Origin of the sequence: Polynucleobacter sp. HIN7, from assembly GCF_030297595.1 — a bacterium.
Taxonomy (GTDB): Bacteria; Pseudomonadota; Gammaproteobacteria; order Burkholderiales; family Burkholderiaceae; genus Polynucleobacter.
In genome coordinates, this window is the sequence record NZ_AP028138.1 from 51,839 (window position 1) to 71,600 (window position 19,762).

Genomic DNA, 19,762 nt, shown 5'->3' on the forward strand with positions numbered 1-19,762 from the left:
GTACATAAATTGTAAGTGCTTGTTTTATATAAACATTTTTATTTAAAACAGGTTAAATTAAATTTCCGCTGACCAATCGAAGTCAGCATTGGAGTAAGAATATGAGCTTAGGCTTGATCGGCCGTAAGGTCGGCATGACCCGTCTGTTTACGGATGAAGGGGAAGCTATCCCTGTCACCGTGATTGATGTGAGCGATAACCGGGTTGCTCAAGTGAAAACCCAGGCAACGGATGGCTATGATGCTGTTCAGTTAGCTCACGGAACACGCCGCGCTAGCCGCGTAACCAAGGCGATGGCTGGACACTTTGCAAAAGCAGGTGTGACGGCTGGCAATGCCTTAAATGAATTCCATGTTGATGCTGAAAAATTGGCGGAGATGAAGCCTGGTCAAGTCGTTGGCGTTGATGTTTTTGCTGCCGGTCAAAAGGTGGATGTGCAAGGTGTAACGATTGGTAAGGGTTACGCTGGAACGATTAAGCGCTACCACTTTGCGTCTGGTCGCGCGAGTCACGGTAATTCCCGTTCACACAATGTTCCAGGCTCTATTGGTATGGCGCAAGATCCAGGTCGTGTTTTTCCTGGTAAGCGCATGACCGGTCATTTGGGTGATGTAACCCGTACCGTTCAGAATCTGGTGATTGCTCGCATTGATGCGGAGCGCAATCTCATTATGGTCAAGGGCGCTATTCCCGGCGCTCCTGGTGGAAAAGTACTTGTTACTCCAGCTGTTAAAGCTGTAGCTAAGAAATAAGGAGAGGACATGGAACTGAAACTTCTCCAAGACAACGGCCAGCTAGGTGCTGGCGTACAAGCTTCACCCGAAGTATTTGAGCGTGAGTACAACGAAGCACTTGTTCATCAGATCGTGGTTGCGTATCAAGCAAATGCACGTATTGGTAATCGCGCACAAAAAGATCGTGAGCAAGTAAAGCACAGCACAAAAAAACCATGGCGCCAAAAAGGTACCGGCCGTGCCCGTGCTGGTATGAGCTCTTCGCCATTGTGGCGTGGAGGCGGTCGGATATTCCCGAACTCTCCAGAAGAAAATTTTTCGCACAAGGTCAACAAGAAAATGTATCGCGCTGGTATGCGCTCGATCCTTTCTCAGTTGGCGCGCGAAGGTCGTTTAAATGTGGTCGACCAATTTAATTTGGATGCGCCCAAGACCAAGTTGTTGGCTGAGAAAGTCAAGGGTATGGGTCTTGAGTCGGTATTAATTATTTTGGATGAGGTTAGCGAGAATCTTTATCTTGCATCGCGCAATTTGCACAAAGTTGCTGTGGTTGAACCTCAGCATGCAGACCCCTTGTCATTAGTTCAGTTTCAAAAAGTATTGGTGAGCAAAGCAGCGATCGCCAAGATGGAGGAGTTGCTGAAATGAGCCAAACACGTAAAAACGATCATCGTCTCATGCAAATTTTGCTTGGACCCATTGTTTCTGAAAAAGCAACGATGGTAGCCGAAAAGAATGAGCAAGTGATTTTCCAAGTTGCGCGTGACGCAAACAAGCTTGATGTGAAGCAAGCCGTTGAATTGCTTTTCAAAGTTCAAGTCGAGTCTGTGCAAATCGTCAACCAAAAAGGTAAACCAAAGCGCTTTGGCCGATTTGAGGGTCGACGCGATCACGCTAAGAAGGCTTATGTCAATCTGAAGCCTGGCCAAGAAATTAACTTTGAAGCGGAGGCAAATTAATTATGCCGCTCATGAAAACTAAACCGACCTCACCAGGTCGTCGTTCAATGGTCAAGGTGGTTAATCCTGATCTGCATAAAGGCAAGCCTTTTGCAGGATTGGTTGAGCCACAGTTCCAAAAAGCTGGTCGTAACAATAATGGTCACATTACGACACGTCACAAGGGAGGTGGTCATAAGCATCACTACCGCGTGGTTGACTTCAAGCGCAACGATAAAGATGGCATTGCCGCTAAGGTTGAACGCCTAGAATACGATCCAAATCGTAGTGCAAATATTGCCCTTCTCGTTTTTGCTGATGGTGAACGTCGCTACATCATTGCCTCTAAGGGAATGACAGTTGGACAGCAAGTGATGAATGGTGCCGAGGCTCCCATCAAAGCAGGAAATAATTTACCGATTCGCAATATTCCAATTGGTAGCACGATCCATTGTGTTGAGATGTTGCCTGGAAAGGGTGCGCAAATCGCTCGCTCTGCTGGTAGCTCAGCAGTATTGTTGGCCCGCGAAGGTGTGTATGGCCAGGTTCGTTTGCGCTCAGGTGAGGTACGTCGTATTTTGATCGATTGCCGTGCCACTATTGGCGAAGTTGGCAATGAAGAGCATAGCTTGCGTCAGATTGGTAAAGCAGGTGCAACCCGTTGGCGCGGTATTCGTCCAACAGTTCGCGGTGTGGCCATGAACCCAATCGACCACCCACATGGTGGTGGCGAAGGACGAACTGGCGAGGGCCGTGTGCCTGTCTCTCCATGGGGAACCCCAACGAAGGGCTATCGTACCCGTCGCAATAAACGTACAACGACCATGATTGTTCAGCGTCGTCAAAAGCGTTAATGGATAAGGAATAGATAAATGACTCGTTCTGCGAAAAAAGGCCCTTTCTGCGATGCCAGCCTTGTGAAAAAGGTTGAGACTGCTCAGGCCAATAAAGATAAGAAGCCAATTAAGACATGGTCACGTCGTTCGACCATTCTTCCTGACTTCATTGGATTAACAATTGCTGTTCACAACGGTAAGCAGCACGTTCCAGTCTATGTTTCTGAAAACATGGTTGGACACAAGCTTGGTGAGTTTGCTTTGACGCGTACGTTCAAGGGACACTCTGCCGACAAGAAAGTAGTGAAGAAGTAAGGGGATGATGATGGAAGTTAAAGCTATTCACCGCGGCGCACGAATTTCTGCACAAAAAACACGTTTAGTGGCAGATCAAATTCGTGGCTTGCCGATTTCTCGTGCTATGAACATTTTGAATTTCAGCCCCAAAAAAGCTGCTTTCATCATGAAGAAGGTGGTTGAATCCGCCATCGCCAATGCCGAACACAATAAAGGTGCCGACATTGATGAGCTCAAAGTGTCCGCTGTGATTGTTGATAAAGCAACATCATTAAAGCGTTTTACTGCTCGGGCCAAGGGCCGCGGTAATCGTATCGAGAAACAAAGTTGTCACATTAGCGTGACCCTGAGTAATTAAGGAAAGACATGGGCCAAAAAATTAATCCAAATGGATTTCGTCTATCGGTAAGCCGTAACTGGACATCCCGTTGGTATGCCAATAGCAATGATTTTGCCAACATGCTCAAAGAGGATGTTGAGGTTCGCAATTATTTGAAGAAGAAGCTGAAGAATGCTTCTGTTAGCAAGGTTTTAATTGAGCGCCCTGCTAAGAACGCACGAATTACCATTTTTAGTTCGCGTCCTGGCGTTGTAATTGGTAAGAAGGGTGAGGACATTGAAGTTCTCCGTAAAGAATTACAAAAGCGGATGGGCGTACCTGTTCATGTCAATATTGAAGAGATTCGCAAGCCCGAAGTGGATGCCCAGTTGATTGCAGACTCAATCACTCAACAGCTTGAAAAGCGCATTATGTTCCGTCGTGCCATGAAGCGTGCGATGCAAAGCGCAATGCGTCTTGGTGCCCAGGGTATCAAGATTATGTCCTCTGGCCGTTTGAATGGCGCTGAGATTGCGCGTCGCGAATGGTATCGCGAGGGCCGCGTTCCACTCCATACTTTGAAGGCGGATATTGATTACGCTACATCTGAGGCGGAAACAACTTACGGAATCATTGGCGTTAAAGTTTGGGTTTATAAGGGCGACACCTTAGGTCGTGGCGCAGACGCCCAATTGACCCAAAATGCGGCACCAGAAGCCCCAGTTGCTGAAGAGAAAAAACCACGTCGTGCACCAGCAAAGACTGTGCGGCGTGCAGCCGGCGCTGATGCCTCAGCGAAGCCCGGTGAAGAGAAGCCAGCGGTGAAGCCCACTGTAAAGCGGGTTCGTAAAGCCGCAGCTAGCACAGAAACGAAGAAGGCAGGAGAGTAAGCATGCTGCAACCAAAGCGTCGCAAATATCGTAAAGAACAAAAGGGTCGCAACACCGGTGTTGCAACACGTGGCAGTTCGGTTGCCTTTGGAGACTTTGGATTGAAGGCGGTTGGCCGCGGTCGTTTAACGGCCCGTCAAATTGAATCTGCACGTCGCGCCATGACGCGTCACATTAAGCGTGGCGGACGAATTTGGATTCGTATTTTCCCAGACAAGCCAATTTCTCAAAAGCCTGCTGAAGTTCGTATGGGTAACGGAAAAGGTAACCCAGAATATTATGTAGCCGAGATTCAGCCAGGCAAGGTTTTGTATGAGATGGACGGTGTTGATGAAACTCTTGCAAGAGAGGCATTCCGTCTAGCCGCATCCAAGTTGCCTATTCAAACAACGTTTGTGATTCGTCAAATCGGCGCTTAATCAGGAATCCATCATGAAAAGCAAAGAACTGCAAAGCAAAGATTTAGGTGCTCTTAACCAAGAGCTCTCTGAGTTACTAAAAACCCATTTCAAGCTGCGTATGCAAAAAGCAACTCAGCAACTCCAAAATACCAGTCAATTGGGACAGGTCAAGCGTGATATTGCTCGCGTTAAAACCTTTATCACCCAAAAGACTATTCAGAAATAATTAGGATCGAGATATGACAGAAATCTCTAAACCCTTGCGCCGCACCTTGGTTGGTCGTGTTGTTAGCGACAAAATGCAAAAAACTGTGACTGTTCAAGTTGAGCGCCAAGTGAAGCACCCTGTAATTGGTAAATACGTTGGTAAATCAAAAAAGTATCACGCACATGATGAGACCAATCAATACAAGATGGGTGACACCGTGGAAATTACGGAAGGCAAGCCAATGGCCAAAACAAAGGCCTGGGTAGTGACCCGCTTGGTTGAGGCCTCCAAGGGAATTTAACTTGAAATTTTGACAAGAGATTGTCAAAACAGAGTTTTTTTGTAGTAGAATTAAAGGCTTTCCGTGATTAAAAATACTAAATAACGGAAACATAAAGTTTTATTAAGTTGTTGATTGATAAGTAATTTTTATTAAATCCGAGCTATTTCGCAGCAATGCGAAAGGCTCATAGACGGAACCAAGACTGACGCCATTGGCGTACAAGTTGGGGATTAGACAAAATGATTCAGACTGAAAGCAGGTTGCAAGTCGCCGATAACACTGGCGCGAGCGAAGTTTTGTGCATCAAGGTATTGGGCGGCTCAAAGCGCCGTTATGCCAATATTGGTGACGTGATTAAGGTTAGCGTAAAAGCTGCCGCTCCTCGTGGTCGTGTAAAAAAGGGTGATATTTACAACGCCGTGGTTGTTCGTACCGCAAAAGGCGTTCGTCGTCCCGACGGCTCCTTAATTAAATTTGATGAAAACGCTGCTGTTTTGCTAAATGCAAAGCTTGAGCCAATTGGCACCCGTATTTTTGGACCAGTTACACGTGAGCTCCGTACAGAGCGTTTCATGAAGATCGTTTCGCTTGCCCCAGAAGTTATTTAAAGAGGTCACTATGAAAAAGATTCGTAAAGGCGACTCCGTGATTGTTCTTACTGGGCGTGATAAAGGTAAAAAAGGAACGGTCACCGGAATTCTTGAAAACAAATTTGTGGTTGAGGGCGTCAATATTTACAAAAAGAATGTAAAGCCCAATCCTAATGATGGAACTACTGGTGGAACTGTTGATAAGACGATGCCAATCGCTGCTTCTAATATTGCATTGGTTGATGCGAACGGCAAACCATCGCGTGTTGGCATTAAGTTGGTTGATGGCAAAAAAGTGCGTTACTTAAAAACCACTGGCGCGACGCTTAGCGCTTAAGGTTCGGAGAAATTATGAGCACCCGTTTACAAGAACATTACAAAAATACAGTCATTGCAAACTTGATGCAGCAGTTTGGCTATAAGTCTGTGATGGAAGTTCCACGCATTACCAAAATTACCCTTAATATGGGTTTAGGTGAAGCTGTCAGTGATAAAAAAGTGATTGAGCATGCTGTTGGTGATTTAACCAAAGTTGCTGGTCAAAAGCCCGTTGTTACCAAGGCACGCAAAGCGATTGCTGGATTTAAGATTCGTCAAGGCTATCCTATCGGTGCGATGGTAACGCTGCGCGGCACTCGCATGTATGAGTTCTTAGATCGTTTTATTACGGTTTCTTTGCCACGCGTGCGCGATTTCCGTGGAATCTCCGGTAAAGCGTTTGATGGCCGTGGCAACTACAACATTGGCGTTAAAGAACAAATTATTTTCCCTGAAATTGAGTACGACAAGATTGATGCATTACGTGGTCTCAATATCAGTATTACGACCACCGCTAAAACCGATGAGGAAGCCAAAGCATTGTTAGCGGCGTTTAAATTTCCATTTCGCAATTAAGAGGCAAACGTGGCAAAACTATCTTTAATTGAGCGTGAGAAAAAACGCGCTAAGTTGGTTGCAAAATTCACGCATAAGCGCGCTGAGCTCAAGTCGATCATTAACGACACAAGCCGCAGTGACGAGGAGCGTTATGAGGCCCGTTTGAAGCTGCAGTCATTGCCGCGCAATGCGAGCCCTATTCGCCAACGTAATCGTTGTTCATTAACCGGTCGTCCACGTGGCACCTTCCGCAAATTTGGTTTGGCACGCGGCAAGATCCGTGAGATTGCTTTCCGTGGCGAGATCCCCGGTTTAACCAAGGCCAGCTGGTAAGCGGCGAACGAATTTAGGAGAACCCATGAGTATTAGTGATCCAATCGCCGATATGTTGACCAGAATTCGCAACGCGCAAGCGGTGCAGAAAACTTTGGTTACCATGCCGTCGTCAAAATTAAAAGTAGCGATTGCCAAGGTCTTGAAAGACGAAGGCTATATCGATAGTTTTGAAATCACCGGTGAAGCAGCTAAGCCAGTATTGAAGATTGATCTGAAATACTACGCTGGCCGTCCTGTGATTGAACGAATTGAGCGAGTTTCAACCCCTAGCTTGCGTATCTACAAAGGACGCCATGACATTCCTGAGGTCATGAATGGCTTGGGCGTTGCCATTATTTCAACACCGCAAGGTTTGATGACCGATCGCAAAGCGCGCGCATCTGGCGTTGGCGGTGAAGTCATTTGCTACGTGGCTTAAGGAGAGAACAATGTCTCGAGTTGGTAAATCTCCCATTACGGTGCCAAAAGGTGCTGAGATCAGTATTGCAAACGCGTTATTAACCGTGAAAGGCCCATTGGGGACTCTCACACATACCTTACATCCTAGTGTTGGCCTTGAGCATAAAGATGGTGTTATCACGGTTGCCATTAAAGATAATTCCCCAGAAGCTAATGCATTGTCTGGAACGACTCGTGCATTAGTTAACAACATGGTCGTTGGTGTGACCCAGGGATTTGAGCGCAAGCTGAGCCTTGTTGGAGTGGGCTATCGTGCACAGGCACAAGGCAATTCCTTGAAATTGCAATTGGGCTTTTCGCATGAAATCAACTATCCGCTACCCACTGGCGTGAAAGCGGAAACCCCTTCGCAAACCGAAATCATTATTAAGGGTGCCAATAAGCAACAAGTTGGTCAAGTTGCTGCGGAAGTTCGTGCCTATCGTTCCCCAGAACCATACAAGGGTAAAGGCGTGCGCTATGTTGACGAAGTGGTTCACCTCAAAGAAACCAAGAAGAAGTAATTAAGTACAGCTGAGATTCGATATGAATAAAAACGAAACAAGACAACGACGTGCGCGTCAAACCCGTATCAAGATTGCTGAGTTATTGGCTCATCGCTTGACAGTGATTCGAAGCAATTGCCACATCTCCGCTCAGGTCTATAGCCCATGCGGTAGCAAGGTGGTTGCCGCGGCCTCGACCATGGAAAAGGATTTGCGTACTTCGGTAAAAAATGGCGGCAATAGCCAAGCAGCACAAGCGATTGGCAAATTAATCGCCGAACGTGCAAAAAAGGCTGGCGTTGAGGCCGTCGCGTTTGATCGTGCTGGACATCGTTATCACGGCCGTATTAAGGCCCTTGCTGAAGCTGCGCGTGAAGCCGGCTTGAAGTTCTAAGAAACGGTTTAGGAAAAAATTATGGCAAAAATGCAAACCAAAATTCAGTCAGAAGAGCGCGATGACGGTCTACGCGAGAAGATGATTGCTGTTAATCGCGTGACCAAAGTAGTGAAGGGCGGCCGTATCCTTGGCTTTGCTGCCTTGACGGTCGTTGGTGATGGTGATGGACGAATTGGAATGGGTAAAGGTAAGTCGAAAGAAGTTCCAGTTGCCGTTCAAAAAGCAATGGACGAAGCACGTCGCAAAATGATTAAGGTCCCTCTTCGTAAGGGCACATTGCAGCATTCTGTGATTGGTCAGCATGGCGCGTCGCGCGTTCTGATTTCTCCTGCAAAAGAAGGTACCGGCGTGATCGCAGGTGGTCCAATGCGCGCGATCTTTGATGTGATGGGCGTAACCAACGTAGTTGCTAAATCGATTGGTTCAACCAATCCTTACAACATGGTACGTGCCACTTTGGACGGTTTGAGCAAGATGAGTACGCCAGCAGAAATTGCTGCAAAGCGCGGAAAGTCGGTTGAAGAAATTTTGGGTTAATCGCCTGTAATCGAAAGTAAAAGATGGCAAATACACAATCAAATTCAAAGGTCAAACTTCAGCTCGTGCGCAGCTTGATCGGTACGCGCGAGAGTCACCGTGCGACGGTTCGTGGTTTGGGCCTTGGTCGCCTCAACTCAGTTTCAGAGTTACAAGATACCCCGGCAGTCCGGGGAATGATTAATAAGGTTTCATACCTTGTGAAAGTGATCGGGTGAAGCAATGCAATTAAATACGATTAAACCCGCTGAAGGTGCTAAGCGCCATCGTCGCCGTGTCGGCCGTGGGATTGGTTCCGGTCTTGGTAAGACCGCTGGTCGTGGTCACAAAGGCCAAAAGTCGCGTTCCGGCGGTTTTCATAAAGTTGGTTTTGAAGGCGGTCAAATGCCCATGTATCGTCGCCTACCCAAGCGCGGCTTTATCTCTTTAACACGTCGTTTTATTGGTCAAGTAACTCTTGCTGATTTAGAGCGCATTGGTTTAGCTGAAGTTGATCTGGTTGCCTTGAAACAGCACGGTCTTGCTGGTGAGCAAACCAATGCTGTCAAAGTCATTAAGACCGGTGAAATCAAGCGCGCAGTTACCTTAAAAGGATTGACTGCAAGTGCTGGTGCAAAAGCTGCCATTGAGGCTGCTGGTGGCAAGGTGCTCGCTGAGGTTTAAAGCAATCTATGGCGCTCGGTTCCTCTAACGTCTCTAGTTTGACACCATCTGGAAACAAGTATGGCGACTTACGTCGCCGCTTGATTTTCTTGGTATTGGCGTTGGTTGTCTTCCGTATTGGCGCTCATATTCCAGTCCCTGGTATTGATCCTGATCAGTTATCAAAACTGTTTAGTGAACAAAAGGACGGTATTTTGGGAATGTTCAATTTGTTTTCAGGCGGTGCTTTGTCTCGCTTCACGGTGTTTGCTTTGGGTATCATGCCCTATATCTCGGCATCGATCATCATGCAGTTGATGACCATTGTGATTCCTTCGCTCGAGGCGATGAAGAAGGAAGGTCAAGCTGGTCAACGCAAGATTACCCAATACACCCGCTATGCAACGGTCTTTTTGGCAACTTTCCAAGCGATTGGAATTTCCGTTGCGCTTGAGTCTCAGCCAGGCCTTGTTGTTGATCCTGGCTTGATGTTTCAGTTCAATACCGTTGTAACTCTTGTTACGGGCACGATGTTTTTAATGTGGCTCGGTGAGCAAATTACTGAACGCGGCTTGGGTAATGGTATTTCCATCATTATTTTTGCCGGGATTGTTTCTGGCCTGCCAAGCGCATTGGCTAGTCTTTTAGAGTTGGTTCGCACTGGCTCCATGAGCATTCTTTCAGCAATTTTTATCGTAGTGATTGTTATTGCAGTTACTTACTTTGTTGTCTTCGTAGAGCGTGGTCAGCGCCGTATTCTGGTGAACTACGCCAAACGTCAGGTGGGTAATAAGATTTACGGCGGTCAGTCTTCTCATCTGCCTTTAAAGCTCAATATGGCTGGTGTGATTCCTCCCATTTTTGCTTCATCGATTATTTTGTTCCCGGCCACTATTGCCGGCTGGTTTACAGCAGGCGAACCAACCAATATGGTGAGTCGTATTGTGAAAGATTTGGCGGCAACTTTAGCTCCTGGGCAGCCGGTTTACATCATTTTGTACGCCACTGCCATTATTTTCTTCTGCTTTTTCTATACTGCCTTGGTTTTTAACAGCCGCGATACGGCCGACAACTTGAAAAAGAGCGGTGCATTTGTTCCAGGTATTCGTCCGGGCGATCAGACGGCGCGCTACATCGACAAAATTCTTGTTCGTTTAACTTTGGCTGGCGCAATTTATATGGTTTTAGTGTGCTTATTGCCCGAGTTTTTGGTTTTGAAATACAACGTTCCTTTCTACTTTGGCGGGACATCGTTGTTAATTATTGTTGTGGTTGCGATGGACTTTATGGCTCAGGTGCAATCATTTGTGATGCAACAGCAGTACGGCTCTCTGATGAAGAAAGCCAACTTTAAGATGGGACCCACTCTCTAAGATGCCTAAAGACGATGTAATTCAGATGGCAGGGGAAATTGTTGAAAACCTCCCCAATGCCATGTTTAGGGTGAAGTTAGAGAATGGGCATGTAGTTTTAGGTCATATTTCTGGGAAGATGCGGATGCATTACATCCGAATCCTGCCAGGAGACAAGGTAACTGTGGAAATGACCCCATACGATTTAACGCGCGCAAGAATTATCTTCCGTGCGAAGTAAGGATTATTAAAGAGGTGAATGATGAAAGTATTGGCATCCGTTAAATGTATTTGCCGCAATTGCAAAATCATCAAGCGTAAGCGCGTGGTGCGTGTGATCTGCTCGTCCGATCCACGTCATAAGCAGCGTCAAGGTTAATTCGGTTAAGTAGAGGAATTTATATGGCACGTATCGCTGGGGTAAATATCCCAAATCATCAACATACTGTGATTGGTTTAACCGCCATTTACGGTATTGGCAAAGCACAAGCTCTCAAGATCTGTGAGAACACGGGTGTTGCAATCGATAAGAAAGTGAAAGATCTTACCGATGCTGAGCTCGAGAAGCTGCGTGATGAAGTGGGTAAGCGCACCACAGAGGGTGATTTGCGTCGTGAAGTCACCATGAACATTAAACGTTTAATGGACTTGGCTTGCTATCGCGGTATTCGTCATCGAAAGGGTTTACCAGTGCGCGGCCAGAGAACGAAGACCAATGCCCGTACCCGTAAAGGCCCCCGTAAGGCTGGCGTTGCACTCAAGAAATAATTAGGAACTGATATGGCAAAAGCACAACAAACCGCCGCAAATGCAAGTGCACAACGCGCTCGTAAGAAGGTTAAAAAGAACGTCGCCGATGGTATCGCACACGTGCATGCATCGTTTAATAACACCATTGTGACCATTACCGACCGTCAAGGAAACGCCTTGTCGTGGGCAACATCAGGCGGTCAAGGATTTAAGGGTTCACGTAAGTCAACGCCATTTGCAGCTCAGGTTGCTGCTGAAGTGGCTGGTAAGGCAGCAATTGAGTGTGGGATTAAGAATTTAGAAGTTCAGATTAAGGGCCCGGGTCCTGGTCGCGAGTCTGCGGTTCGTGCATTGAACTCGTTAGGGATCAAGATTGTTGAGATCCAGGACGTGACTCCGGTTCCTCACAATGGTTGCCGCCCTCCAAAGCGTCGCCGTATCTAATTTTTGCAGTACCAAGCCGCTGGCTTTGCCAGCAATTGTTTAATAAGCCCACCGTTCGTTGGTAGTTACAGCGAACTCACCTCGGTAACCATCGAGGCATAGAAAGGAAGAAATCGTGGCACGTTATTTAGGCCCTAAAGCCAAACTATCTCGTCGGGAAGGTACCGACTTATTTTTAAAGAGCGCACGCCGTGCTTTATCGGACAAGTGCAAACTAGACAGCAAACCAGGACAGCACGGTCGCACCTCAGGTGCTCGTACTTCTGACTTCGGTAATCAGTTGCGTGAAAAGCAAAAGGTGAAGCGGATTTATGGCGTGCTCGAGCGTCAATTCCGTCGCTATTTTGCTGAAGCTGAGCGCCGTAAAGGTAATACTGGTGAGACCTTATTGCAACTGCTTGAGTCCCGTTTAGATAATGTGGTTTATCGCATGGGTTTTGGCTCAACTCGCGCTGAAGCGCGTCAGTTGGTATCGCATGCAGCAATTACGGTAAATGGCCAAGTGGTCAATATTCCGTCCATGCAGGTTCGTCCCGGCGATGTCATTGCAATTCGTGAGAAGGCAAAGAAGCAAACTCGTATCCAAGAAGCACTAAATCTTGCTTCGCAAGTTGGTTCAATTAATTGGGTCAGCGTTGATGCAAGCAAGCTCGAGGGAACGTTTAAACAAGTACCAGATCGCGATGAAATCAGCGGTGATATCAACGAAAGTTTGATCGTCGAATTGTATTCACGCTAATACTGCACCTCTTAAGGAAAAGATATCTATGCAAACAAATTTGCTTAAACCAAAAATCATTTCTGTTGAAGCACTCGGTGCAAACCAGGCTAAGGTTGTGATGGAGCCATTTGAGCGTGGCTATGGCCACACGCTTGGTAATGCATTACGTCGTGTTTTGTTGTCTTCCATGGTTGGTTTTGCTCCAACCGAAGTAGCGATTGCTGGTGTTGTTCACGAGTACTCAACCTTGGATGGTGTTCAGGAAGATGTTGTGAACTTGCTACTCAATTTAAAGGGGGTTGTTTTCAAGTTACAGTCCCGGGATGAAGTGACGATCAATTTGCGTAAAGAAGGTCCTGGCGTTGTTTACGCTAAGGATATTGATCTTCCCCATGATGTTGAAATCATTAATCCAGAGCATGTCATTGCACACTTAGCGGCTGGCGGTAAGCTCGATATGCAGATCAAGGTTGAAAAGGGTCGCGGATATGTACCGGGAAATATGCGTCAGTATCAAGATGAAGCGACTAAGCTAATCGGCCGTATTGTGTTGGATGCATCATTTAGCCCAATTAATCGTGTTAGCTATGCGGTTGAGTCTGCTCGTGTTGAGCAACGTACCGATTTAGATCGTTTGGTGATGACTATTGAAACCAATGGCGTGATCTCTCCTGAAGAATCAATTCGCCAGGCCGCCAGTATTTTGGTTGACCAGTTGGTCGTATTTGCCGCCTTAGAGAGCAGTCAAGTGAGCGGTGAGTTGGCTCCAAGTCGCTCAACCATGGTTGATCCGTTGTTGATGAGACCTGTTGATGATTTAGAGTTGACCGTTCGCTCTGCAAACTGCCTAAAGGCTGAGAACATTTACTACATCGGTGATTTGATTCAGCGTACTGAAAATGAATTACTCAAGACGCCTAATTTGGGCCGCAAGTCTTTGAATGAAATCAAGGACGTATTGGCAGCCCGTGGTTTAAGTCTTGGGATGAAGCTCGACAGCTGGCCTCCAGCGACTCTCGGGCAATAATTAGAAAGGAAGCATCATGCGTCATGGTAATGGCTTACGCAAACTAAATCGCACCTCATCGCATCGTTTGGCGATGTTGCGCAATATGTCGAACTCACTGATCGAGCACGAAGTTATTAAGACAACCCTGCCAAAGGCAAAAGAATTGCGGATGGTGGTTGAGCCTTTGATTACTTTGGGTAAGAAAGATAATTTAGCGAACCGCCGTTTGGCATTCAATCGTTTGCGCGATCGTGAAATGGTAAGCAAATTGTTTACTGAGCTCGGCCCACGTTATGCAACTCGACCAGGTGGTTATCTCCGTATTCTGAAATTTGGTTTTCGGCACGGTGACAATGCCCCAATGGCACTGGTTGAGTTGGTTGATCGCCCTGAAGTTGAAGAGGCGCCTCAACAAGAGCCTGCAGCAGCATAAATTAGCATCGGGTATAGTTAAAGCCAGGCTTCGGTCTGGCTTTTTCATTTAACCCACTGCTTGAGCCATCTTTTGTATGGATTCGATACTGATCGTAACCACGACTTTGCCCACGATGGATGCGGCTAGATTACTAGGTCAGCAATTAATCGATGAGCGTTTTGCAGCCTGTGTACAAATTCAGGAGGGCGTGCAATCGATCTATCGATGGGATGGAAAGGTTTGCAATGACACCGAAGTTCTATTAAGTGCTAAAACAGCAACAACTCAATGGAAGGGCATTGAGGCATTTATTAAGGCCCATCACCCTTATCAGTTGCCAGAGATCATCGCTTTGAAACCAGTTGAATACTCCCAGGCATATGGGCGCTGGGTGAATGAGGAAACAAAGTCATGAAGAGAATTCAATATGGCTTGGTTCAACTCTTGCTGTTTCTACTATCGAGTGTCGCACTCCTTGGTTCAGTAAATGCCAAGGAATTTCTACCTCCCGAAAAGGCATTTATTGTGGAGGCGACATGGATTGCCAATGCCAATGAAATTGCCATTGAGTATCGACCGGTTTCGGGTTATTACATTTACCAGGAGTCTTTAGCGTATCGGCTGTTCATCAATGACAAGCCAAGCGCTCCCAAGAGCATTCAAATTCCTAAAGGGGTTGAAAAGTTTGATGAGACCTTTGGGAAAAAAATGGAGATTTTTCCAAAACCATTCGAAGTTCTTATTGGGTTGCCAGAATCTCCACAAAGCGGTATTCGCCTAGAGATTGATTTGCAGGGTTGTGCTGACGGTGGCATTTGTTATCCACCCATGACCTATCAATACTTCATAGCAGCTCCAGGCGTTCGAGTGGCGCCCATCCCTGAAGGTGATGCAGCGCCAATCCGTACTATCGCCACAAACTCAACACCATTTAGCCTCACGGATTTATGGAGTGGGCGCGATGATGTCACATCAATTAAAAGCTATTTAGAGAATGCCAAACCGTTTTATCTATTGATCGGATTCTTTATTCTTGGGATTGCGCTTGCCTTTACGCCTTGCGTATTACCCATGCTCCCGATTTTGAGCAGTATTGTTTTGGGTCGCCAAGATGGCAGCCCAATTAGCAAGACCCGATCGGCTTATCTTGCTTTGGCCTACATTTTGGGCATGGCCTTGTTATATGCCTTAGCGGGGGTTTTAACAGCGGCATTAGGAAGCGGCGTACAGCGCGCCCTTCAAAGTCCCATTGCCCTCATTTTGTTTGCTCTCCTTTTATTATTTTTGGCTGGCAGCTTATTTGGTTTATACGAGCTAAAGATGCCCCAAGGATGGCAAACCAAAGTCGATCAATTGGCCGGGCGACAAAAGGGCGGAAGTATTGTCGGGGCTTTTAGCCTTGGCGCAATTTCAACGCTGGTTGCAAGCCCTTGTATTACAGCACCCTTAGCCAGTGTTTTAGGGTTTGTGGCACAAACCGGATCGATGGCGCTTGGTGGGGGCTTACTATTTGTGATGGCCTTAGGGATGGGATTGCCCTTATTGCTCATCGCATTGGGCGCTAGAAGTTTTTTGCCGCAAACGGGCGCTTGGATGATGTGGTTACAGCGCGCTCTTGGGCTAGTGTTGGTTGCTTTAGCTATTTGGATTGTGTGGCCAGCAATTTCCGTCCTAACTGGTAACCAAACTCAAACAAGTACTCGTACTGAAAAACGAATTCCTCCAGATTTGGTATTTCAGGTTGTGCGATCGAGTGAAGAGCTCGAGCGTATTATGCAAAAGGCTAAGGCTGACAATAAACCCGTCATGCTCGATTACTACGCTGATTGGTGTATTTCTTGTAAAGAGATGGAAGCCATTACTTTTACCAATGCAGAGGTTGGAAAAGCCATGGGTCGTTTTGTACTAATACAAGCCGATGTCACCATCAACAATCCACAAACGCAAGCGCTTCTGAAACAATTTGGTTTGTATGGCCCGCCCGCAATTTTGTTCTTCAATGGTGCTGGTGAAGAACAAAAATCGTTACGGGTAGTGGGTTTTATGACTCCCAGTCGTTTTCTAGAGCGCCTGCAAGAGTTAGGAGCGAAATAATCTTAGCGCTTGAGATGGCGAGCGGCCTCAAGCGCAAAATAGGTCAAGACACCATCTGCTCCAGCACGTTTAAATCCGAGCAGTGACTCCATCATGACCGCATCATGATCAAGCCAGCCATTTTGGGCAGCAGCTTTGATCATGGCGTATTCGCCGCTGACCTGATAGGCATAGGTTGGGTAACCGAAGGCTTCTTTGATGCGATAGACGATATCGAGGTAGGGCATGCCGGGCTTTACCATCACCAAGTCAGCACCCTCGCTAATATCTAAGCCAACTTCGCGGATGGCTTCATCGCCGTTAGCAGGATCCATTTGATAGGTCTTTTTATCCGCCTTGCCAAGATTGCTCGCTGATCCAACGGCATCCCGAAAGGGGCCATAAAACGACGAGGCGTATTTGGCCGCATAAGCCATGATGCGCGTATGAATTAATCCTTGATTTTCAAGGGCAGAACGAATCGCTCCAATTCGGCCATCCATCATGTCGGATGGGGCAACTATGTCTACACCTGCTTGGGCATGGCAGAGCGCCTGCTTAATGAGGATCGTGACAGTTTCATCATTCAAAATCCGATGCTGTTCATCGAGCACACCATCTTGACCATGACTGGTATAGGGATCAAGCGCAATATCGGTCATGATGCCAAGGGTGGGAAAGCGTTTTTTGAGCTCCATCACTGCGCTTGGAACAAGGCCCTTTGGATTAAATGCTTCAGCACCGTCGTTGCTCTTTAGTGATGCATCGATTACAGGAAAGAGTGCCATTACTGGGATGCCAAGGGCTACGCATTCTTCAGCCACATGAAACAGGCGATCAAGCGACATGCGCTCAATACCCGGCATTGAGTTGACCGCTTGGGTTTGATTACTTCCAGGTAGTAAGAAAACGGGATAGATTAGATCGTCAACCCTTAGATGATTTTCTTGAACGAGACGACGTGACCAATCATCACGGCGCATCCGACGGGGGCGATAGGCAGGATATTGAGACATGCAAATACTCTCTAATCAGGATAGGGTTAGGCGATGTTGCGCTCTGGAAAAAGCCATTGTTGAATAAGTGTATCGCTTTCCGAAAGACCGACCCGTTTTGTGCTGGAGAACAGTTGAGCTGTAATCTGTGCAGGGGCAAATTGCTTAATTTGTTCTGAGATGGCTTGCAGCAGGGCGCGGTTTTCGGAGAAAGTTTGTTTGTCTGACTTACTTAGCAAAATATGGATAGGTTTTTGGGTCACACTAAACCAGGCAATCATTTGTTCATCAAGTTCTGTTAAACCCCGTCGTGCATCCACAATTAAGATCAAACCAACCAAATTTTTACGGGTTTGCAAGTAGCGGCTTAAGATCTCGTTCCAGTGGGAGCGGGTTGCCTCACCAACTGCGGCATAGCCATAGCCTGGCAAGTCGACCAAATAGGCTAGTAACTCATCCTTGGCATAGATCCCAAAATAGTTGATGTGCTGGGTTCGACCCGGAGTTTTGCTCGCAAAAGCCAGGCGCTTTTGATTGCATAAGATATTGATTGCACTGGATTTTCCGGCATTGGAGCGACCCGCAAAGGCGATCTCAGGAAGCTCACCCTGGGGAAGCGTTTGCAGCTCATTGACCGTGGTAAAAAAGCGGGCTTGGTGCAGTTTAGACATGAATGGAAGCTATTGTAAAATCACATGAATTTCGTTTGAACATTTCAAAGTAGGCTAGGTACCCATAATGCGCTATAGCAGCAAATTCTCCAAATTAAATATCTCTGTCCTGATGGCTGTTTTAGTTGGTGGTTTTATATCGTTCGCTCATGCGGCTGAGCCTGCAAAAGCTGACGCCCCAACAATGACTACTAGTGCACCAACTCCAGCAGTGATCAAGGCAGATGCTGCTGCAGGAGATGCTCTTTATAACAATGGCGACCCTAAGCGTGGAATCGTTTCTTGTGTCGGTTGCCATGGCCCAAATGGAAATAGTGGGGTTGCGTCATGGCCTAAGTTGGCTGCCCAGCACACGGCTTACACAGTAAAGCAACTTAAAAATTACAAAGATGGTACCCGGATGAATCCCGTCATGATGGGAATGGTGGCTACGCTAACCGATCAAGACATGCTCAACTTGGCTGCGTATCTCAATAAACAAGAGCTGAAGTTGGGTACTGCGCAAAACAAAGACACCATTGCATTGGGACAACGGATTTATCGTGCAGGTATTGCTGAGAAAGGTATTCCAGCATGCTCAGGCTGCCATAGTCCGAATGGCGCTGGTATTCCTGCTCAGTACCCTCGTTTAAGTGGTCAATGGGCAGATTACTCGATCTCACAATTGATTGCATTTAGAGAGGGTACGCGCAAGAACAGTGTGCAAATGAGCACGATTGCTACCAAGATGTCTGACGCTGAAATGAAAGCCGTCTCGGATTACATGGCTGGGTTGCGTTAATCGAATATTTCGATTAACTAGCTCGGCCCAATCGTTCGTTCATTCGCAAAGAGGCTATTTACAGACTCCCGCTCTCTGACCAAGTAAGCCTGGTCGCCGTCGACCATGACCTCTGCGGGCCGTCCCCGGGTGTTGTAGTTTGAAGCCATTACAAAGCCGTAGGCACCGGCTGACAAAATAGCCAGCACATCGCCTTCTTGAACAGCAAGGGCGCGATCCTTGCCTAACCAGTCGCCTGACTCACAAACAGGACCAACTACATCATAAGTGATTGCTTTACCAATTCCACTTTTGATAGGAACGATCGCATGATAGGCATCGTATAGAGCTGGTCGCATTAAATCATTCATGGCGGCGTTCACAATGCAGAAGTTTTTATCTGCACCAGTTTTAAGATATTCAACTTGTGTTAATAGCACTCCCGCATTTCCGACTAAGGAGCGACCCGGTTCCAAAATGACATCCAAGTGCCCAAAGCCACGCTCATCCACACGATTGAGTAGGGTGTTGGTGAACTCGGTGATATCGGGTGGTGCGTCCGAGCCGTAGTCGATCCCAAGGCCACCACCAAGATCGAGATGATGAATGACAATGCCATCACGTTTGAGTTGATCGATGAGATCAAGGACTTTATCAAGAGCATCGAGGTATGGCGATGTGCTAGTAATTTGGGAACCAATATGGCAATCAATGCCAACAATATCAATGTGGGGCAGTAGCGCCGCCTCTCGATACGTTTTTAGAACCTCAAAATAGGCAATCCCAAATTTATTATCTTTGAGACCCGTGGAAATATACGGATGGGTTTGCGCATCTACATCAGGGTTCACGCGCAATGAAACTGGGGCGCGAAGACCCAAACTCTTAGCAATGGAATTAATACGCTGCAGTTCAGGGATGGATTCGACGTTGATGCATTTGACGCCAACCGAGAGGGCAAATTTAATTTCATCAGAGGATTTGCCGACTCCAGCAAAAACCATACTTTTTGGATCGGCTCCAACGTGAAGGGCTCGAGCGAGTTCGCCGCCGCTGACCAGATCAAATCCAGCACCTAATTGTTTGAGCTCATCTAAAACAGCGAGATTACTATTAGCCTTGACGGCGTAATGAATTCTGGCGCGGCGACTGCCGTTTGCACGGATACAGGCAACATCATAGGCGCGGTATGCCGTACAAATTGCATGCTTACTGTAAACATATAGAGGGGTGCCATATTGATTCGCTAAAGCAGATAGCGAAACACCTTCAGCAAACCACTCTCCATGGTGTTCAGTAAAGCCAGTTAATGATGGAATGGAATGCGTCATTACTTTGGCGAGC

Annotated in this window: 34 protein-coding genes; 31 read left to right on the forward strand and 3 right to left on the reverse strand. The window is 46.9% G+C overall.

The annotated features are described in order from the left end of the window. Positions 1–101: 101 nt before the first annotated feature. The 30 genes from rplC to dsbD all read left to right on the forward strand — a co-directional run bounded on the left by rplC (position 102) and on the right by dsbD (position 16,013). A complete protein-coding gene (gene rplC / locus QUE64_RS00265; RefSeq protein WP_286225434.1) occupies positions 102–752 on the forward strand; it encodes a 50S ribosomal protein L3 in 651 nt (216 codons plus the stop codon). 9 nt (positions 753–761) lie between these two features. Next, positions 762–1,382, forward strand: a complete 621-nt coding sequence (gene rplD, locus QUE64_RS00270) for a 50S ribosomal protein L4 (protein ID WP_286225435.1) — start codon at positions 762–764, stop codon at positions 1,380–1,382. Then, on the forward strand, positions 1,379–1,693 hold the full coding sequence (gene rplW, locus QUE64_RS00275; RefSeq protein WP_108507584.1) for a 50S ribosomal protein L23: 315 nt from the start codon (positions 1,379–1,381) through the stop codon (positions 1,691–1,693). The genes rplD and rplW overlap by 4 nt, the downstream gene beginning before the upstream one ends. Before the next feature lie 2 nt (positions 1,694–1,695). After that, complete coding sequence (gene rplB / locus QUE64_RS00280; RefSeq protein WP_286225436.1) at positions 1,696–2,526, forward strand: 50S ribosomal protein L2; 831 nt, start codon at positions 1,696–1,698, stop codon at positions 2,524–2,526. Positions 2,527–2,544: 18 nt separating this feature from the next. After that, positions 2,545–2,823, forward strand: coding sequence for a 30S ribosomal protein S19 (gene rpsS / locus QUE64_RS00285; protein WP_108507586.1), 279 nt, complete (start codon positions 2,545–2,547; stop codon positions 2,821–2,823). Positions 2,824–2,830: 7 nt separating this feature from the next. Further along, entirely contained in the window at positions 2,831–3,163 is a 333-nt protein-coding gene (gene rplV, locus QUE64_RS00290) for a 50S ribosomal protein L22 (protein ID WP_199908528.1), read from the forward strand. A gap of 8 nt (positions 3,164–3,171) precedes the next feature. After that, a complete protein-coding gene (gene rpsC / locus QUE64_RS00295; RefSeq protein ID WP_286225437.1) occupies positions 3,172–4,014 on the forward strand; it encodes a 30S ribosomal protein S3 in 843 nt (280 codons plus the stop codon). Between the two features lie 2 nt (positions 4,015–4,016). Further along, positions 4,017–4,433 (forward strand): 50S ribosomal protein L16, encoded by a 417-nt coding sequence (rplP, locus tag QUE64_RS00300; protein WP_108507588.1) that lies wholly within the window; start codon positions 4,017–4,019, stop codon positions 4,431–4,433. 13 nt (positions 4,434–4,446) lie between these two features. Then, the gene (rpmC, locus tag QUE64_RS00305; RefSeq protein ID WP_108507589.1) at positions 4,447–4,641 is read left to right on the forward strand and encodes a 50S ribosomal protein L29; all 195 of its coding nucleotides are present in this window, start codon (positions 4,447–4,449) and stop codon (positions 4,639–4,641) included. 13 nt (positions 4,642–4,654) lie between these two features. Beyond that, on the forward strand, positions 4,655–4,924 hold the full coding sequence (gene rpsQ, locus QUE64_RS00310) for a 30S ribosomal protein S17 (RefSeq protein ID WP_108507590.1): 270 nt from the start codon (positions 4,655–4,657) through the stop codon (positions 4,922–4,924). Positions 4,925–5,145: 221 nt separating this feature from the next. Further along, complete coding sequence (rplN, locus tag QUE64_RS00315) at positions 5,146–5,514, forward strand: 50S ribosomal protein L14 (protein ID WP_108507591.1); 369 nt, start codon at positions 5,146–5,148, stop codon at positions 5,512–5,514. Positions 5,515–5,524: 10 nt separating this feature from the next. Beyond that, the gene (gene rplX, locus QUE64_RS00320; protein WP_286223777.1) at positions 5,525–5,833 is read left to right on the forward strand and encodes a 50S ribosomal protein L24; all 309 of its coding nucleotides are present in this window, start codon (positions 5,525–5,527) and stop codon (positions 5,831–5,833) included. Positions 5,834–5,847: 14 nt separating this feature from the next. Further along, entirely contained in the window at positions 5,848–6,390 is a 543-nt protein-coding gene (rplE, locus tag QUE64_RS00325) for a 50S ribosomal protein L5 (protein WP_286225438.1), read from the forward strand. A 9-nt stretch (positions 6,391–6,399) separates the two neighbouring features. After that, complete coding sequence (gene rpsN, locus QUE64_RS00330; RefSeq protein ID WP_108507594.1) at positions 6,400–6,705, forward strand: 30S ribosomal protein S14; 306 nt, start codon at positions 6,400–6,402, stop codon at positions 6,703–6,705. A 25-nt stretch (positions 6,706–6,730) separates the two neighbouring features. Next, on the forward strand, positions 6,731–7,126 hold the full coding sequence (gene rpsH, locus QUE64_RS00335) for a 30S ribosomal protein S8 (protein ID WP_108507595.1): 396 nt from the start codon (positions 6,731–6,733) through the stop codon (positions 7,124–7,126). Between the two features lie 10 nt (positions 7,127–7,136). After that, entirely contained in the window at positions 7,137–7,670 is a 534-nt protein-coding gene (gene rplF / locus QUE64_RS00340; RefSeq protein WP_286223779.1) for a 50S ribosomal protein L6, read from the forward strand. A gap of 22 nt (positions 7,671–7,692) precedes the next feature. Further along, entirely contained in the window at positions 7,693–8,046 is a 354-nt protein-coding gene (gene rplR / locus QUE64_RS00345; protein ID WP_286225439.1) for a 50S ribosomal protein L18, read from the forward strand. Between the two features lie 21 nt (positions 8,047–8,067). Further along, complete coding sequence (gene rpsE / locus QUE64_RS00350; RefSeq protein ID WP_108507598.1) at positions 8,068–8,586, forward strand: 30S ribosomal protein S5; 519 nt, start codon at positions 8,068–8,070, stop codon at positions 8,584–8,586. A 23-nt stretch (positions 8,587–8,609) separates the two neighbouring features. Then, the gene (rpmD, locus tag QUE64_RS00355) at positions 8,610–8,804 is read left to right on the forward strand and encodes a 50S ribosomal protein L30 (RefSeq protein WP_108509267.1); all 195 of its coding nucleotides are present in this window, start codon (positions 8,610–8,612) and stop codon (positions 8,802–8,804) included. A gap of 4 nt (positions 8,805–8,808) precedes the next feature. Next, positions 8,809–9,249, forward strand: a complete 441-nt coding sequence (rplO, locus tag QUE64_RS00360; protein WP_286225440.1) for a 50S ribosomal protein L15 — start codon at positions 8,809–8,811, stop codon at positions 9,247–9,249. Positions 9,250–9,287: 38 nt separating this feature from the next. Next, positions 9,288–10,601 (forward strand): preprotein translocase subunit SecY, encoded by a 1,314-nt coding sequence (gene secY / locus QUE64_RS00365; RefSeq protein ID WP_286225441.1) that lies wholly within the window; start codon positions 9,288–9,290, stop codon positions 10,599–10,601. Between the two features lies 1 nt (position 10,602). Next, positions 10,603–10,821, forward strand: coding sequence for a translation initiation factor IF-1 (gene infA, locus QUE64_RS00370; protein WP_108507601.1), 219 nt, complete (start codon positions 10,603–10,605; stop codon positions 10,819–10,821). A 21-nt stretch (positions 10,822–10,842) separates the two neighbouring features. Further along, a complete protein-coding gene (gene rpmJ, locus QUE64_RS00375) occupies positions 10,843–10,959 on the forward strand; it encodes a 50S ribosomal protein L36 (protein ID WP_096673338.1) in 117 nt (38 codons plus the stop codon). 23 nt (positions 10,960–10,982) lie between these two features. Continuing rightward, positions 10,983–11,348 (forward strand): 30S ribosomal protein S13, encoded by a 366-nt coding sequence (gene rpsM / locus QUE64_RS00380; protein WP_108507602.1) that lies wholly within the window; start codon positions 10,983–10,985, stop codon positions 11,346–11,348. 12 nt (positions 11,349–11,360) lie between these two features. Beyond that, entirely contained in the window at positions 11,361–11,774 is a 414-nt protein-coding gene (gene rpsK / locus QUE64_RS00385; protein ID WP_108507603.1) for a 30S ribosomal protein S11, read from the forward strand. Between the two features lie 115 nt (positions 11,775–11,889). Then, positions 11,890–12,513, forward strand: coding sequence for a 30S ribosomal protein S4 (gene rpsD / locus QUE64_RS00390; RefSeq protein ID WP_108507604.1), 624 nt, complete (start codon positions 11,890–11,892; stop codon positions 12,511–12,513). Positions 12,514–12,541: 28 nt separating this feature from the next. After that, a complete protein-coding gene (locus QUE64_RS00395) occupies positions 12,542–13,522 on the forward strand; it encodes a DNA-directed RNA polymerase subunit alpha (protein ID WP_286223783.1) in 981 nt (326 codons plus the stop codon). 16 nt (positions 13,523–13,538) lie between these two features. Beyond that, positions 13,539–13,937, forward strand: a complete 399-nt coding sequence (rplQ, locus tag QUE64_RS00400; RefSeq protein WP_108507606.1) for a 50S ribosomal protein L17 — start codon at positions 13,539–13,541, stop codon at positions 13,935–13,937. A gap of 76 nt (positions 13,938–14,013) precedes the next feature. Further along, a complete protein-coding gene (gene cutA, locus QUE64_RS00405; protein ID WP_286225442.1) occupies positions 14,014–14,334 on the forward strand; it encodes a divalent-cation tolerance protein CutA in 321 nt (106 codons plus the stop codon). Then, positions 14,331–16,013 (forward strand): protein-disulfide reductase DsbD, encoded by a 1,683-nt coding sequence (gene dsbD / locus QUE64_RS00410; protein WP_286225443.1) that lies wholly within the window; start codon positions 14,331–14,333, stop codon positions 16,011–16,013. The genes cutA and dsbD overlap by 4 nt, the downstream gene beginning before the upstream one ends. Before the next feature lie 2 nt (positions 16,014–16,015). Here the strand turns inward: dsbD and hemB are convergent, their stop codons facing one another. Together hemB and yihA are read right to left on the reverse strand one after the other, a co-directional pair. Next, positions 16,016–17,008, reverse strand: coding sequence for a porphobilinogen synthase (gene hemB / locus QUE64_RS00415; RefSeq protein ID WP_286225444.1), 993 nt, complete (start codon positions 17,006–17,008; stop codon positions 16,016–16,018). A gap of 26 nt (positions 17,009–17,034) precedes the next feature. Continuing rightward, on the reverse strand, positions 17,035–17,658 hold the full coding sequence (gene yihA, locus QUE64_RS00420; protein ID WP_286223787.1) for a ribosome biogenesis GTP-binding protein YihA/YsxC: 624 nt from the start codon (positions 17,656–17,658) through the stop codon (positions 17,035–17,037). A gap of 112 nt (positions 17,659–17,770) precedes the next feature. On the opposite strand from yihA, the gene QUE64_RS00425 reads away from it, so the two are divergent. Then, complete coding sequence (locus QUE64_RS00425) at positions 17,771–18,439, forward strand: c-type cytochrome (RefSeq protein WP_286225445.1); 669 nt, start codon at positions 17,771–17,773, stop codon at positions 18,437–18,439. Positions 18,440–18,456: 17 nt separating this feature from the next. On the opposite strand, the gene lysA is transcribed toward QUE64_RS00425, so the two are convergent. Continuing rightward, a complete protein-coding gene (gene lysA / locus QUE64_RS00430; protein ID WP_286225446.1) occupies positions 18,457–19,749 on the reverse strand; it encodes a diaminopimelate decarboxylase in 1,293 nt (430 codons plus the stop codon). Positions 19,750–19,762 lie beyond the last annotated feature (13 nt).

Coding starts and splice junctions, on each gene's coding strand:
- rplF (WP_286223779.1), top strand. CDS start 7,137: ATGTCTCGAGTTGGTAAATCTCCCATTACGGTGCCAAAAGGTGCTGAG.
- rplB (WP_286225436.1), top strand. CDS start 1,696: ATGCCGCTCATGAAAACTAAACCGACCTCACCAGGTCGTCGTTCAATG.
- rplQ (WP_108507606.1), top strand. CDS start 13,539: ATGCGTCATGGTAATGGCTTACGCAAACTAAATCGCACCTCATCGCAT.
- dsbD (WP_286225443.1), top strand. CDS start 14,331: ATGAAGAGAATTCAATATGGCTTGGTTCAACTCTTGCTGTTTCTACTA.
- rplP (WP_108507588.1), top strand. CDS start 4,017: ATGCTGCAACCAAAGCGTCGCAAATATCGTAAAGAACAAAAGGGTCGC.
- rpmC (WP_108507589.1), top strand. CDS start 4,447: ATGAAAAGCAAAGAACTGCAAAGCAAAGATTTAGGTGCTCTTAACCAA.
- QUE64_RS00425 (WP_286225445.1), top strand. CDS start 17,771: ATGGCTGTTTTAGTTGGTGGTTTTATATCGTTCGCTCATGCGGCTGAG.
- hemB (WP_286225444.1), bottom strand. CDS start 17,008: ATGTCTCAATATCCTGCCTATCGCCCCCGTCGGATGCGCCGTGATGAT.
- cutA (WP_286225442.1), top strand. CDS start 14,014: ATGGATTCGATACTGATCGTAACCACGACTTTGCCCACGATGGATGCG.
- rpsS (WP_108507586.1), top strand. CDS start 2,545: ATGACTCGTTCTGCGAAAAAAGGCCCTTTCTGCGATGCCAGCCTTGTG.
- rpsM (WP_108507602.1), top strand. CDS start 10,983: ATGGCACGTATCGCTGGGGTAAATATCCCAAATCATCAACATACTGTG.
- QUE64_RS00395 (WP_286223783.1), top strand. CDS start 12,542: ATGCAAACAAATTTGCTTAAACCAAAAATCATTTCTGTTGAAGCACTC.
- rplV (WP_199908528.1), top strand. CDS start 2,831: ATGATGGAAGTTAAAGCTATTCACCGCGGCGCACGAATTTCTGCACAA.
- rplW (WP_108507584.1), top strand. CDS start 1,379: ATGAGCCAAACACGTAAAAACGATCATCGTCTCATGCAAATTTTGCTT.
- rplO (WP_286225440.1), top strand. CDS start 8,809: ATGCAATTAAATACGATTAAACCCGCTGAAGGTGCTAAGCGCCATCGT.
- rplX (WP_286223777.1), top strand. CDS start 5,525: ATGAAAAAGATTCGTAAAGGCGACTCCGTGATTGTTCTTACTGGGCGT.
- rpsC (WP_286225437.1), top strand. CDS start 3,172: ATGGGCCAAAAAATTAATCCAAATGGATTTCGTCTATCGGTAAGCCGT.
- rpsE (WP_108507598.1), top strand. CDS start 8,068: ATGGCAAAAATGCAAACCAAAATTCAGTCAGAAGAGCGCGATGACGGT.
- rplE (WP_286225438.1), top strand. CDS start 5,848: ATGAGCACCCGTTTACAAGAACATTACAAAAATACAGTCATTGCAAAC.
- lysA (WP_286225446.1), bottom strand. CDS start 19,749: ATGACGCATTCCATTCCATCATTAACTGGCTTTACTGAACACCATGGA.
- rpmD (WP_108509267.1), top strand. CDS start 8,610: ATGGCAAATACACAATCAAATTCAAAGGTCAAACTTCAGCTCGTGCGC.
- rplN (WP_108507591.1), top strand. CDS start 5,146: ATGATTCAGACTGAAAGCAGGTTGCAAGTCGCCGATAACACTGGCGCG.
- rplR (WP_286225439.1), top strand. CDS start 7,693: ATGAATAAAAACGAAACAAGACAACGACGTGCGCGTCAAACCCGTATC.
- rpmJ (WP_096673338.1), top strand. CDS start 10,843: ATGAAAGTATTGGCATCCGTTAAATGTATTTGCCGCAATTGCAAAATC.
- rpsH (WP_108507595.1), top strand. CDS start 6,731: ATGAGTATTAGTGATCCAATCGCCGATATGTTGACCAGAATTCGCAAC.
- rpsK (WP_108507603.1), top strand. CDS start 11,361: ATGGCAAAAGCACAACAAACCGCCGCAAATGCAAGTGCACAACGCGCT.
- rpsQ (WP_108507590.1), top strand. CDS start 4,655: ATGACAGAAATCTCTAAACCCTTGCGCCGCACCTTGGTTGGTCGTGTT.
- rplD (WP_286225435.1), top strand. CDS start 762: ATGGAACTGAAACTTCTCCAAGACAACGGCCAGCTAGGTGCTGGCGTA.
- yihA (WP_286223787.1), bottom strand. CDS start 17,658: ATGTCTAAACTGCACCAAGCCCGCTTTTTTACCACGGTCAATGAGCTG.
- rplC (WP_286225434.1), top strand. CDS start 102: ATGAGCTTAGGCTTGATCGGCCGTAAGGTCGGCATGACCCGTCTGTTT.
- infA (WP_108507601.1), top strand. CDS start 10,603: ATGCCTAAAGACGATGTAATTCAGATGGCAGGGGAAATTGTTGAAAAC.